Raw genomic sequence first — 12,700 nt, 5'->3', positions numbered from 1 at the left:
AAATATGGGTAAGGTCACAGGGTTTCTGGAAATCGACCGGCAGGTGGCGAAGTATCAGCCGGCGTCGGATCGTATCCGGCATTTCCGCGAATTCACGATCCCGATGTCGGACCAGGAAGTGCAGAAACAGGCCGCGCGCTGCATGGACTGTGGCATCCCCTATTGCCATGGCCCGACCGGCTGCCCGATCCATAACCAAATTCCGGACTGGAACGACCTCGTCTACAACAACAATTGGGAAGCGGCGATCCAGAACTTGCATTCGACCAACAACTTCCCCGAGTTCACCGGCCGTGTCTGCCCGGCGCCTTGCGAAGAAGCCTGCACGCTGAACCTCGAAGATGCGCCGGTTGCGATCAAGACGGTCGAGCAGGCAATTGCCGACAAGGCTTACGAGCTCGGCTTCATCCGTCCGCAGCCGGCAACGGTCCATACCGGCAAGAAGGTCGCAGTCATCGGCTCCGGTCCCGCTGGTATGGCGGCTGCCCAGCAGCTCGGCCGCGCCGGCCATGAGGTCCATGTCTACGAACGCGAAGGCCGCCCGGGCGGCTTGCTGCGCTACGGCATTCCCGACTTCAAGATGGAGAAGAACTTCATCGATCGCCGCGTCGAGCAGATGAAGGGCGAGGGCGTTACCTTCCATTGCGGCGTCAATGTCGGCGTTGACATGAAGGTCGAGCAATTGCTGTCCGATTACGATGCCGTGCTTTACTGCGGCGGCTCCGAAACGCCGCGCGAAGCCGGCATTCCCGGTATCGAACTTGCCGGCGTCCATGACGCGATGCCCTATCTCGTGCAGCAGAACAAGCGTGTCGGACGCGAAAACATCGACAGCGTCGGCTGGGCGTCGGACCCGATCCTGGCCGGCGCCAAGCATGTGGTCGTCGTCGGGGGCGGCGATACCGCTTCGGACTGCGTCGGCACGGCGTTCCGTCAGGGCGCCGTGAAGGTTACGCAACTCGACATTCGTCCTCAGCCGCCGGAGAAGGAAGACAAGCTCGCCGTTTGGCCGTTCTGGGCAACCAAGATGCGCACCTCTTCGTCGCAGGCCGAAGGCGCCGTCCGCGAGTTCCAGGTGGCGACGCTGGGGTTCATCGGCGAGGACGGCGTGCTGACAGGCGTCACGTGCTGCGAAGTCGACGAACGCCGCAAGCCGGTTCCCGGTACGGAATTCGTCATCAAGGCGGATCTCGCCTTTATCGCCATCGGTTTCCGCGGACCGTTCACTGACAGCGTACTCAAGGAACTGGACGGCAAACTGACGCTCAACACCGACCGCCGTGGCTCGACCAATGTCGTTGCCAACGACCACGACTACAAGACCTCGGTCGACAAGCTATGGACGGCAGGCGACGTTCGCCGTGGCCAATCGCTGGTCGTCTGGGCGATCCGCGAGGGCCGCCAGGCTGCGCGTGCGATCGACGAAGCGCTGATGGGCTCGACGGTTCTGCCGCGCTGATTGCTCTCGCTTAAAGCCGAACAGAACGCGCTGCTCGCAAGATATGCGGGCGGCCGGTCTATTGATCAGTCTGTAGGGCATCTGTCCAAGGGCTTCGAAGGCGGCTTCGAGTTCGAAAGCGAGCGTCACGAAAATTTAATCTCCATGCGCACGGTCGCTCGGGCAAAGAACTGAAGCTTATTTGGTCGAGACCTGCTTTGGCTCTTTCGGGGCGGGAAGACTGTAGTCGTCCACGCGTCCTAGAGGCGCCGGGTCCATCTTGCCCTCCTGCACGAGCTTGTCGCGTGGCGAGTTCGCCAAAGTGGCCGGAGGCTGCCTGCCGCCGAGAAGCTCAACTCCTCCATCGAGGTTGGGGTCTGAAAGACTGATCGGCTGCGTATGCGCGACAGGGTCCGATGGCAGACCGAGATGGGGCAGGTTGCTGGTGTCGAGGCGCACAAGATCGGGACTTGCCTGCGCGCCGAGAAGGCGGCGGGCCGGCTTTTCAACATAGAAAGCGACCTTGCGGCGTCCGGCCTGTGTCAGATTGATGCCGTCCGAGGTGCGCAGGCGCACCTGCTGACCGTTGATGTCGGAACCGGTAACGACGAACTGTCCGTTCTCGTCCACGAAGCCATCCCAGATGTCGACGAATTCCCCGCCGATACTTTCCACCTGCTTGCGATAGAGCTGGTTCATCTGAACGGCGTCGGCCGTCATCGAGGGCGATTCGAAAGCAGGGAGTCCGACCCAAAGCAATGGTATCTTGCGGTTCGTTATTTCCTTGCCGAAGTTCAGCACACGCTTCTGATACTCGCCATACCAGGCGTCGGTGCGGAACTTCTCCTTGGCGCCGCCGATGACCATCTGCTGCCGGTCGTTGGCGCCGATCATGACGACGACCATCGCCGGCTTCAGTTCGTCCATTATCTTCAGGAGCTGTTCGGGCCAGTCGTAATAATCGTCGCGCACCAGGCCCGAAGAGACGTTGCCTCGGGCCTCTACGATCACGCCGGGCGAAGTCTTGAATGCTTCCGTCATGCCATCGCCCAGGCCGCTTGCGAGAAAATCGCCGACGATCAGGATCTTTTGGGCATTCTCGAGTTTCTGGACCACCGGCTCCTGGAGGACGGGCGCTACAGGCCGCGCAGTGGCGACGGTTGGGGGTTTGGGCGCGAGCGGGGGCCGTTTGCGCTGACGCTGCGGCGGGCGTCGAACCTCGGGCGGCGGCGCATAATCTTCGTTGATGTAGCGGCGGCCGGTGAAGAAATCGAAGATCGAGCGGCGGTAGTAATAGCGCTCCTGCGCGTCGGCAAAATCAACGGGCGCGGTGATGCCGAAGGAAAGCATCAGAGCGGCGGAAAGCAGCGTCCTCCAGCCCAGTTTCAGCCTGTTACCCGATCTACGCATCGCCATGCCCCACATCTCGCGACATTTTCGCATGGAGGGGACACACACGTCCACTCTCCATGAAAGCTATGTCGTGGATTTCTCCTGTCTAGCGCCGGAGCGCATTCAGGAGCGGGAGCGAGGGTTTGCCATCGGCCTGCATGCCGAGGCGTTCTTGAACCGCCGAAATTGCGGCTTTCGAACCTGAACCGAAATTGCCGTCGACCTCGCCGTTGTAATAGCCGAGCGTCTTCAAGCGATTTTGCAGCTCGAATTTTTCCTTCATGTCGAGCGTGCCCTCCGGGCGCGGCCAGCGCTGTTTCATGCCACCATAACCGGCAATTTCATCGGCAAGCAGGCCAACGGCAAGCGCATAGCTGTCGGAAGCGTTGTATTTCTTGATCGTGAAAAAGTTCGCGGTCATCAGGAAGCCGGGACCGCCGGCGCCAGCCGGCATCTTCAGCACCGCCCTTGTTGAGCCGTCTCGAAAACCCTTGCCGTTGGGGCGGGTGACGCCCATCGCTGCCCATTGCGCGATCGTATGTGTCTTGCCTACCTGCTTTGCCAGGCTCGCTGGAACCGAGACTTCGTAGCCCCAGGTCCTGCCGGTGTCCCAGCCGTTCTTTGCGAGAAGGTTGGCGGAGGTCGCAAGTGCATCCGGCACGGAATTCCAGATGTCGCGATGACCATTGCGGTCGGCATCGACGGCATAAAGCAGATAGCTTGTCGGAATGAACTGCGTATGGCCCATGGCGCCCGCCCACGATCCCGTCATGCCATCGGCAGAGATATCACCGTTCTGCAGGATCTTCAGCGCAGCGACGAGCTGCTTCTTGGCAAATTTGGAGCGGCGGTCGTCCGCGTAGGCAAGGGTTGCAAGCGCACGTGGCACATAGTGCAGCCGGTCGTCCTTTGTGAGGACTGCGCCGTAGTTCGATTCCATCGACCAGATCGCCAGTATGATGTTCTTGTCGACGCCGAAATGCCGTTCGATTGCCGTCAGGGTCGAGGCATGCTTTGTGGCCATTTTGCGGCCGATCTCGGCTGTGTAGGGGTTCACGCGGGAGTCCACATAGTCCCAAATCTTGGTCGTGAATTCCGGCTGAAAGGTCGCCTTTTCAAGGACTGTCGGGTCCGGTTCGGTCACGCCTGCGAAAGCTTTCCGATAGGTTGCCTTGCTGATGCCATTTTGCGCGGCAGTTTGATAAAAGTCCGCGATCCACTTCTGGAACCGCTGGTCGGCCGCCGCGCTATCGGGAGCCAGACCTGCGGAAGCGGTCACCATGAGGGCGAGAGCAAGACCACGAAGGGAGTATTTGCGGTTCTGGGTCATCGGCAGTCGTATCCGTCATCTTCGTTGCACGTGCGGCGGAGTTGCAGTTTCCGGCCAAACCCGACACTACCGGAACGGAGTCAACAAATTCTTTACCATGACCGGCTTCTCCCGTCATCCTTTGCAAAACGGTAGCGATTCTAATCTAGTTCACCCTAAATAGCTTGAGTGTAAAAGCGATCCAGCCCCCCTAGGAGGTCTAAGTGGGACAGCAGAAAAAAGTTCGTAAAGCGGTATTCCCGGTTGCAGGTTTGGGGACACGCTTCCTCCCGGCCACCAAAGCCGTTCCGAAGGAAATGCTGACTGTCGTCGATAAACCGATCATTCAGTATGTGATCGACGAGGCGCTCGAAGCCGGCATTGAACACTTCGTGTTCGTGACCGGCCGCAACAAGCACATTATCGAAGACTATTTCGACATTCATTTCGAGCTCGAGCAGACGCTGCGCGAACGCAGCAAGCAGGCCGAAATGACGCTGCTCGCCAATCAGCTTCCGAAAGCAGGAACGGTCAGCTTCACCCGCCAGCAGGAGCCACTCGGCCTCGGCCACGCCGTATGGTGCGCCCGTGAGATCGTCGGCGACGAACCTTTCGCGCTGCTGCTGCCGGACATGATCATGAAAAACGAAGGCAAGGGCTGCATGAAGGGCATGATCGATCTCTATGCCCAGAGCGGCGGCAACATCATCGCCGTCGAGGAATGTGCTCCCGAGCAAGCGCATAAATATGGCATCGTGGGAGCCGGCGAACCGGTCGGCGAGGGCTTCCGCATCACCGGCATGGTCGAGAAGCCGGCCAAGGGGACGGCACCTTCCAACTTCTTCATCAACGGCCGCTACATCCTGCAGCCGGAGATATTCAAGATCCTCGAGACGCAGGAGCGCGGCGCCGGCAACGAAATCCAGCTGACCGACGGCATGTTGAAGCTGCTCAAGGAACAGGATTTTGCAGGCTACCACTTCCGCGGCACGACCTATGACTGCGGCGCGAAGGATGGCTTCATCCTTGCCAATGTTGCCTTCGCACTCGAACGTGCAGATATCCGCCCGACCGTCGAAGACGGTTTCAAGGCATTGCTGAAAGGCCTTTGAGCCTAGCGTTTCAGCTTGAGACCGACGCCGGCTCGCCATTGCTGCGAGTCGGCGCCCACATCGCGCGTCGTCAGCTCGTATCCCAGCGTGGTGGTGAAATCGAGATAGCGGTTGATGTTCCAGGTGAGCCCGCCGCTCGCCGTATAGACCGTCTCGTCGCTGCTGCCGCCGGACGGATAGTCCCGCAAGGTCACCCCACCCAGCACCGTTGCCTGGAGATTGTCGCGCAGCTGATGCGTGACCGCCGTTGTCAGTACGTGCGAGATATAGCCGCTCTGACCAGCTGTCGTTGAGGGTTGGATGCTGGTCGATAGATCAAAAAGAACGTCGGTTCCACGCAGCGGCGACCAGAGGAGGTTTGCATCGACGGTTGCGGTATCGATCGAATCGAGGCGGCTATCGTCAAAGGTTGCGGTTTCGTAGCCGAGACCGACTTCACCCTTCAACTTTTCTCCCAGATCGACCTCGACGCCAGCTTTGGCGCCGTAGCTGTTGCCGGAGCGCGCAAAACCCGCCGAATCCCGACTTTCGTCGTAGACAGTCTTACCGACCGAGGCCTCGACGAAGGGAATGAGGGCCGGCGAAAGCTCATAGCCGACACGGGTCCGAAATGTGCCGGACGTCTGGTCGCGGTCGCTGAGCGAGATCCTCGTGCCGTTCGAAAGCACGGCGTCGGAGTAGATGGTCCGGGTCAGATCGAGTGCCGCGGTACCGCGCAGGATACCGAAATCGCGCTCGACGGATGCGCCTGCTGAGAACTCCTGTACATTCGACTGCTGCTCGGCATCGGCGATTGCGTCAGGATCGTCGGTATCTTCCCGATAAAACCGGTATCCGCCCTTGATATGAGCGACCGTGTCGTCCGGCAGGTCGAGGCGAAGGTCCCCGTCGATGTCGAAGGCGGGCTGCTCTTCGCCGGTACCGCTGACATTGCGCTGCCAAGTGCCCTCACTCGTGACGATCAGTTGATGGAGCGCCCAGTCGGAGGCAAGCGTTGCGTGGGCGTCGGTTTGGAGGAAAGCGCGCGTCTCCTTTGTCTCTCCGTCCTTCGTCGTTTCGGTGTTGATCGACTGGGTAACGGAAGGGCGCAGCACGAAGGTGCCGATGCGGATGCCCGGCGTCTCCTGATCTGACAGGTATTCCTCCGGCTTGCGTGGCGCCCTTCTGTCATCGATTGCCGGTTCGCGGGTATTCAGGCGACGAATGTCCTCATCGAGAATGGAGCCGGTCGTCTCGCTGGACGGGTCCTGATCAGCCGCCCCGTTTGCCGTCGTTGTTCCGGCTTGTTGGTTTGAGCTGGGCGGTGTGCCGCTCATTGCATCGGCTGAGGGATTTGCGATGTCGCTACCGTCGGCTGCGCCATCGTCGGGCAACTGCTGTGCATTCGGCGAACTGCTGTAGGATGTGCCGCTGGCGGTGCTGTTTTGCGCGGACTGAGCAAAACTCGGGTGAGGTGGAAGAAACAAAGCGAAGCAAGCGAAAGAAGACACGGCAAAGCGCGCCGCGCAGAGCGGCGTCAAACTGCTCGTCTCTCTTTCCTTGGCCATCCGGATTCCGCGCGTGGCATGCTTCAATTCGTTACCCGAACGTAAAGCCTCGTGGTTAATCATTCGTTGCGGCCGCGAGGCTCTGTTCACAGGTTGCAAAGCGATGTGGGTAGACACCTGAAATGAAAAGCGCTAACGCAGGACCATGAGGAAAGCAGTCAAACTTGTTGAGAACGGTGTGCTCGAATCCGCCAAACGCACGATCGAGACGGAGAGACGTGGACTGGAAGCGCTGGAGCGCGCCTTGAGCGACGGTCTGTCGGAGCCGTTTTCTCAAGCGGTGGAGACGATCGGCAGTATCAGCGGTCGTGTCATCGTAACGGGTGTCGGCAAAAGTGGACACATCGGAACGAAACTGGCCGCTACCTTTGCTTCGACGGGCACGCCTGCGTTTTTCGTTCATGCTGCCGAAGCCAATCACGGCGACCTTGGGATGATCGCGAGCGATGATCTTGTGCTCGCCATATCCAAGGGCGGCGAAAGCGCGGAACTGCGCAGCATCATTGCCTATACGCGCCGATTTTCCATTCCGCTGGTCGCGCTCACGTGCAGCATACACTCGTCGCTGGCGACGGCATCCGACATCGTACTGCTGATCCCGAACGAGCAGGAAGCATGCCCGAACGGCCTTGCGCCAACGACATCGACATTGATGCAGCTCGCCCTCGGGGATGCGCTCGCGATCGCGCTGCTTGAAGCGCGCGGCTTCACGGCGCGGGATTTCCATGTCTTCCATCCAGGCGGAAAGCTCGGCGCCAGCCTGATGCATGTCGGCGACGTCATGCATACCGGCGAGCGCGTCCCGCTGGTGGCGAAGGGGACACCGATGCCGGAGGCGATCCACGTGCTGTCGCGCAAGCATTTCGGCTGCGTCGGCGTTTTAGACGAGGACGGGCGGCTTTGCGGCATCGTTACCGAAGGTGACATTGCCCGTAACTTGACGCGCAACCTGTCCGAGCTTTGTGTCGACGACATCATGACGCGCACACCGAAGACGGTCAGGCCGACGGCGCTTGCGACAAGCGCGCTGGCCTTGCTGGAGCAGTATCAAATCGGCGCACTGATCGTCATCGATGACGATAACAAGCCGGCCGGCCTGGTGCATTTTCACGATCTCTTGCGGATCGGCGTCGCCTGATCAGAGCGGCTCGACCGTCAGGTCGCGCCCGTTGCTTGCGACCACCTTCACCTGCGTTCCAATGGGGAGGTTCGGGCCCGTCACCCGCCAGATCGTATCATCGATGCGAATGCGGCCGCGGCCTTCGGCGATCGGTTCTAAGAGCGTTGCCGTCCGGCCGACGAGACTTGCGCCCCGCTGATTGAGGAAGGGTTCGTCCGTCGCATCATGGCGAAGCGTCAGCCGGCGGCCAAGGAATGTCGCAGCAACGGCCAGGATGGCAAAAACGATGAGCTGCGTTTCCCAGATCCAGAAGGTGGCATTCCAAAGCAGCAGCGACAGAACGCCGACGGCGAGCGCGGCAAGACCGATCCAGACGAGGAAAAAGCCCGGCACCATCATTTCGGCGGCAAGCAGCGCCAGGCCCACAATCCACCAGGTCCATGGTCCCAGTTCGGCAACGACGCGTGTCAGCATTCGTCAGCGCTCCGGGGCCTGGTTGAAGGGATTGACCGGCGGGGTCGTGCGCGGCGGCACTTGGCGCGGCCGCGGGGGCGAGGGCGGACTATTGCCGTCGCCGAAGACCTCTTTAGCGATGGCACCGATACCGCTCAGCGAGCCGATAATGGATGTGGCCTCCATCGGCATCAGGACAATCTTGGAATTCCCGGCCGTACCGATGGCAGACAGCGCCTCTGTATATTTCTGCGCGACGAAATAGTTGATCGCCTGCACGTCGCCGGCGGCGATCGCCTCGGAGACCATCTTTGTCGCCTTGGCTTCCGCCTCGGCCAGACGCTCTCGGGCCTCCGCTTCGCGGAACGCTGCCTCGCGCTGGCCTTCTGCCTCCAGGATCGCCGATTGCTTGGCACCTTCGGCGCGAAGGATCTGAGCGTTGCGCGAACCTTCGGCTTCCAGAATCTGGGCACGCTTCTCACGCTCGGCCTTCATTTGCCGCGCCATGGCGTCGACGAGATCGGTCGGCGGACGGATGTCCTTGATCTCGATACGGGTGACCTTGATGCCCCAAGGCTGCACGGCATCATCGACAACCCGCAGCAGCCGGTCATTGATCGCATCGCGGTTGGACAGAAGCTCGTCGAGGTCCATAGAGCCCATGACGGAACGGATATTGGTCATCGTCAGGTTAAGAACGGCGTTTTCGAGATTGGAGACCTGATAGGCGGCCTGCGCGGCATTCAGGACCTGATAGAAGGCGACAGCATCGGCGGCGACCGAGGCGTTGTCCCGGGTGATGACTTCCTGAGTGGGGACGTCGAGCACCTGCTCCATCACATTCATGCGGGCGCCGATGCGCTCGATGAAGGGCGTGATGATGTTGAGGCCCGGCTCCAGTGTGCGCGTATAGCGGCCGAAGCGCTCGATCGTATAGCGATAGCCCTGCGGCACCGTCTTGATGCCTGCAAAAAGCACAAGGATGACGAAGACGACGAGAGCAATAACGACGATATCGAACCCGCCTAAAATCATCACGCTTTCTCCTTCACCGCCCATGATCGCGGCGATCCTATTCAACGAGCGGGATATTCACAAGCGCACGCCAAGGTTTTAGGCAGCAGGACGAAGACCCGGGCGCGGCTGGCAGCAGACGTCCGTCTCAGACCCAACCCAGCAGTTCGCGGCGCACGACCTTTTCCAGCACGCGCATCCCGTCTTCACTGTCGTTGAGGCATGGAATATGCGCAAACTTCTCGCCACCGTTTTCATGAAAGGAATGGGCCGCCTGCTCGGCAATCTCTTCCAGTGTTTCCAGGCAGTCGGAGACGAAACCGGGATTGAGAACGGCGATGCGTTTGACGCCGTCCTGCGCCAGCTTTTCGACCGTCTTGTCGGTATAGGGCTGCAGCCATTCTTCCGGCCCAAAGCGGGACTGGAAGGTGATCATGAACTTCTCCTTCGCAAGCCCGAGCGTTTCGCGAAGCAAGCGCCCCGTCTCCTGGCATTGGTAGAAGTAGGGATCGCCCTGCTCGGAATAGGAGAGCGGGATGCCGTGAAACGAGGCGAGGATCACCTCCGGTTCCCAGTCGAGCCCCGCAAGATGCTTTGTCACCGAACTGGCGAGCGCTTCGATATAGGTCTCGTCGTCGTGATAGTCCGGCACCGTGCGCAATGCCGGCTGCCAGCGCATCTTCAAGAGATGCCGGAATGCCTTGTCGTTGACCGTGGCGGTCGTCGCTGCCGCATATTGCGGATAGAGCGGGAAAAGAACGATGCGGTCGCAGCCTTCGTCTTTCAGCGCGTTGATGCGCGAAGCGATCGAGGGCGTGCCGTAACGCATGGCCCAGTCTACCTTTACATTCGGCAGGTCCTTCAGACGCGCGGCCATGAGATCGGACTGGTTGCGCGTATAGGTGCGCAGGAAGCTCTCGTTCTTATCCTTGTTCCAGATCGTCTCGTAAGCCTTGCCGACCTTCTGCGGACGGGTGTTCAGGACGATGCCGAAGAGGATCGGGTACCATTTCAACGGTGACCATTCGATGACGCGCCTGTCGGTCAGGAATTCGCGCAGATAGCGCCGCATCGACGTGTAGTCGGTGCCGTCGGGCGTGCCGAGATTGACGAGAAGGACTCCGACCTTGCCGAATTTGACCGGAGGATGCTCCGCCGGGAGGTATGAAGGTGCAATGGTCATCTTGGCCCCAACGTTTGATAGTCCCTTCCCGCTCATAGGCAGCCGGCGCGGTGGTCTATCCCTATAAGTGGAAAAACCGGCCCGGGGAACCCCGGACCGGTCTTCAACATCCAGACAATTGCCTTACTTTGCGGGAACCTGCAGCTCCTTGCCGACCATCAGGCGACGCGGATCGGGATTGCCGTTGGCTTCGGAGATTTTCTTCCAGAGCTCGCCATCGCCGTAAAACTGCTTGGCAAGATCCCAAAGGGTATCACCTGGGGCGATGACATGGCCTGCAGGCGTCGCCGAAGCCGGTGCGCTGGCAGCTGGCGCAGTTGCGTCTGGAGCTTGAGCGGATGGAGCAGCCGGCGCGGCAGGTGCAGCGGTCGCAGCCGGGGCGGCTTGCGCTATGCGGCCGTCGGTGTAGGGCTTGTAAGGGTTATGGGCCGCCAGATATTCGACCGTCACGTCGGCGAGATCCGGACCGAAGTCATAGGCATTCTTGCCGGCTGTTTCGAAGATCGAATAGCCATCCCCGCCGGCGCGCATGAAATTGTTGGTGACGACGCCGTAGGTCTTGGCCGGATCGATCGGTGCGAAGTTGTCGCCCTCCTTGACCTCAACGCCGCTGACACGGCTGCCCGCCGGCTTCGACTTGTCGAAGCTGTATTTCAGGCCAGCGACCTGCGCGAAGCGGCCGGCGCCCTCATCGATCTGGCTGACACCGTTTTCTAGCGCCGTGACGATGTCTGCGCCCGTCAGCTGGAAGGTGGCCAGCGTGTTCTGGAACGGCAGCACGGTGATGACTTCGCCCTGGGTGATATCGCCGCCGTCGATCGAGGCGCGAAGGCCGCCCCCGTTCTGGATGGCGATCTGTATGCCCTGGTTCTTCGTGCGATCGAGCATGGCATCGGCAACGAGGTTGCCCATCGAGCACTCCTTGACGCGGCAAACGGTGCGGTCGCCCTCGATCGGGGCTTCGGACGAGCCGATGACCTTCTTGCGGAGTTCTTCGATCGGTTTCGCCAGTTCCTGGATACGGGCAACAAGGGCAGGGTCGGGCGTAAAGGAGGAGTCGATCAGGATCGGATCGCCCTTGGCGCTCTTGACGACGCCGCTGTCATCGAAGTCGACGACCAGATCACCGAGATATTTGCTGTAGGATGCCGCCTGCACGACGGGCACCTTGTAGCCGCCCGGATTGTCCACCATCGTCGGGTAAGGGCCCTCCGCCTTCGGATCGGTGTTCGAAAGCAGGCTGTGCGAGTGGCCGCCAACGACGACATCGACATCCGGAATCTTGGCGATGGCTGCGAGATCTCGCGGATAGCCGACATGGGTAAGCGCGATGATCTTGTTGATGCCCTGGGCCTTCAATTCCTGGACGGCCGCGCTGATCGTCTGGACGTCCTCGGCAATCATCACTTTGGGGCCGGGAGAGGAAAGCTCTTCGGTGTCATTGGCCACGGCGCCGACGAGGCCGATCTTCTGTCCGCCGACATCGAGCACCAGCGAAGGCTTGATGCGATCGCCGAGCTTCGAGCCGTCGGCGGCAAGGACGTTTGCGGAAATAACCGGGAACTGGACCTTGTCGAGGAAGGCGGCGAGGCCGTCCTCGCTGTCGTCAAATTCATGGTTGCCGACGGTCATGACATCGAACTTCATGGCGTTCAGCATCTCGGCTTCCGCAGTACCTTTGTAGGTCGTGTAGAAGAGCGAACCCTGAAAGTTGTCGCCGGCGTTCAAAAGCAGGACGTTCTGGCCGGAGAGCGCCTGGCGGCGCTGGTCGATGGCGGTCTTCAAGCGGGCGGCGCCGCCGAAGCACGCATTCTTGCCTTCGTCCTCCGCCGAGCAGGTGGAATCGAACTTGTTGATCGACTCGATGCGTGAATGGAAATCATTGATATGAAGAATATTGAGCTGGTAGTCCGCAAAGGCCGCGCCAGCGCTAAGCGCCAGCATCGATGCGGTCAACAGACCGAAGCTAAATGACTTGGTCATACTGTTCTCCTGATTTAATGGCGAAGCCCCGTACCCCTGACTTCGTCCTTCCCTTAATCGTTTGGCGGCTACCCGGCGTGCGGATGTTTTCATCAACGATGACCGACCGCAAGTGCAAAAAAGCTGGTGTTCTCGGGGTGCCTTCCAAG

General features: G+C 60.4%; 10 protein-coding genes. 3 read left to right on the top strand and 7 right to left on the bottom strand.

Annotated features, from left to right (window positions below):
- Positions 1-4: 4 nt before the first annotated feature.
- Positions 5-1,459 carry a glutamate synthase subunit beta gene (locus RGR602_RS17215; RefSeq protein ID WP_039846083.1) on the top strand — a complete coding sequence of 485 codons (1,455 nt, stop codon included), beginning with the start codon at positions 5-7 and terminating at the stop codon, positions 1,457-1,459.
- Positions 1,460-1,636: 177 nt separating this feature from the next.
- Here RGR602_RS17215 and RGR602_RS17210 read toward each other — a convergent pair whose 3' ends face one another.
- Positions 1,637-2,848, bottom strand: a complete 1,212-nt coding sequence (locus RGR602_RS17210; protein WP_039846990.1) for an SGNH/GDSL hydrolase family protein — start codon at positions 2,846-2,848, stop codon at positions 1,637-1,639.
- Positions 2,849-2,936: 88 nt separating this feature from the next.
- Positions 2,937-4,160: a lytic murein transglycosylase gene (locus RGR602_RS17205; protein ID WP_039846082.1), complete on the bottom strand. Its 1,224-nt coding sequence runs from the start codon at positions 4,158-4,160 to the stop codon at positions 2,937-2,939.
- 203 nt (positions 4,161-4,363) lie between these two features.
- On the opposite strand from RGR602_RS17205, the gene galU reads away from it, so the two are divergent.
- On the top strand, positions 4,364-5,251 hold the full coding sequence (gene galU / locus RGR602_RS17200; RefSeq protein ID WP_039846081.1) for a UTP--glucose-1-phosphate uridylyltransferase GalU: 888 nt from the start codon (positions 4,364-4,366) through the stop codon (positions 5,249-5,251).
- A gap of 2 nt (positions 5,252-5,253) precedes the next feature.
- Here galU and RGR602_RS17195 read toward each other — a convergent pair whose 3' ends face one another.
- Positions 5,254-6,798 (bottom strand): outer membrane beta-barrel protein, encoded by a 1,545-nt coding sequence (locus RGR602_RS17195; RefSeq protein ID WP_039846080.1) that lies wholly within the window; start codon positions 6,796-6,798, stop codon positions 5,254-5,256.
- A 145-nt stretch (positions 6,799-6,943) separates the two neighbouring features.
- On the opposite strand from RGR602_RS17195, the gene RGR602_RS17190 reads away from it, so the two are divergent.
- Positions 6,944-7,936 carry a KpsF/GutQ family sugar-phosphate isomerase gene (locus RGR602_RS17190; RefSeq protein WP_039846079.1) on the top strand — a complete coding sequence of 331 codons (993 nt, stop codon included), beginning with the start codon at positions 6,944-6,946 and terminating at the stop codon, positions 7,934-7,936.
- Here RGR602_RS17190 and RGR602_RS17185 read toward each other — a convergent pair whose 3' ends face one another.
- The 4 genes from RGR602_RS17185 to RGR602_RS17170 all read right to left on the bottom strand — a co-directional run bounded on the left by RGR602_RS17185 (position 7,937) and on the right by RGR602_RS17170 (position 12,551).
- Positions 7,937-8,392 carry an NfeD family protein gene (locus RGR602_RS17185; RefSeq protein WP_039846078.1) on the bottom strand — a complete coding sequence of 152 codons (456 nt, stop codon included), beginning with the start codon at positions 8,390-8,392 and terminating at the stop codon, positions 7,937-7,939.
- Positions 8,393-8,395: 3 nt separating this feature from the next.
- Complete coding sequence (locus RGR602_RS17180; RefSeq protein ID WP_039846077.1) at positions 8,396-9,406, bottom strand: SPFH domain-containing protein; 1,011 nt, start codon at positions 9,404-9,406, stop codon at positions 8,396-8,398.
- A 127-nt stretch (positions 9,407-9,533) separates the two neighbouring features.
- Positions 9,534-10,568 (bottom strand): ferrochelatase, encoded by a 1,035-nt coding sequence (hemH, locus tag RGR602_RS17175; protein WP_039846076.1) that lies wholly within the window; start codon positions 10,566-10,568, stop codon positions 9,534-9,536.
- Positions 10,569-10,691: 123 nt separating this feature from the next.
- Positions 10,692-12,551 carry a 5'-nucleotidase C-terminal domain-containing protein gene (locus tag RGR602_RS17170; protein ID WP_039846075.1) on the bottom strand — a complete coding sequence of 620 codons (1,860 nt, stop codon included), beginning with the start codon at positions 12,549-12,551 and terminating at the stop codon, positions 10,692-10,694.
- Positions 12,552-12,700 lie beyond the last annotated feature (149 nt).

Source organism: Rhizobium gallicum bv. gallicum R602sp, assembly GCF_000816845.1.
GTDB classification, from domain to species: domain Bacteria; phylum Pseudomonadota; class Alphaproteobacteria; order Rhizobiales; family Rhizobiaceae; genus Rhizobium; species Rhizobium gallicum.
Note: the sequence above shows the minus strand (reverse complement) of the source record. Positions and strands in the feature narration are given on the sequence as shown.

What these genes read in the sequence shown, in the direction of transcription:
- RGR602_RS17180 (WP_039846077.1), bottom strand. Translation starts at nt 9,406, where the DNA reads ATGATTTTAGGCGGGTTCGATATCGTCGTTATTGCTCTCGTCGTCTTC.
- RGR602_RS17215 (WP_039846083.1), top strand. Translation starts at nt 5, where the DNA reads ATGGGTAAGGTCACAGGGTTTCTGGAAATCGACCGGCAGGTGGCGAAG.
- RGR602_RS17205 (WP_039846082.1), bottom strand. Translation starts at nt 4,160, where the DNA reads ATGACCCAGAACCGCAAATACTCCCTTCGTGGTCTTGCTCTCGCCCTC.
- RGR602_RS17210 (WP_039846990.1), bottom strand. Translation starts at nt 2,848, where the DNA reads ATGCGTAGATCGGGTAACAGGCTGAAACTGGGCTGGAGGACGCTGCTT.
- RGR602_RS17190 (WP_039846079.1), top strand. Translation starts at nt 6,944, where the DNA reads ATGAGGAAAGCAGTCAAACTTGTTGAGAACGGTGTGCTCGAATCCGCC.
- RGR602_RS17185 (WP_039846078.1), bottom strand. Translation starts at nt 8,392, where the DNA reads ATGCTGACACGCGTCGTTGCCGAACTGGGACCATGGACCTGGTGGATT.
- hemH (WP_039846076.1), bottom strand. Translation starts at nt 10,568, where the DNA reads ATGACCATTGCACCTTCATACCTCCCGGCGGAGCATCCTCCGGTCAAA.
- RGR602_RS17170 (WP_039846075.1), bottom strand. Translation starts at nt 12,551, where the DNA reads ATGACCAAGTCATTTAGCTTCGGTCTGTTGACCGCATCGATGCTGGCG.
- RGR602_RS17195 (WP_039846080.1), bottom strand. Translation starts at nt 6,798, where the DNA reads ATGGCCAAGGAAAGAGAGACGAGCAGTTTGACGCCGCTCTGCGCGGCG.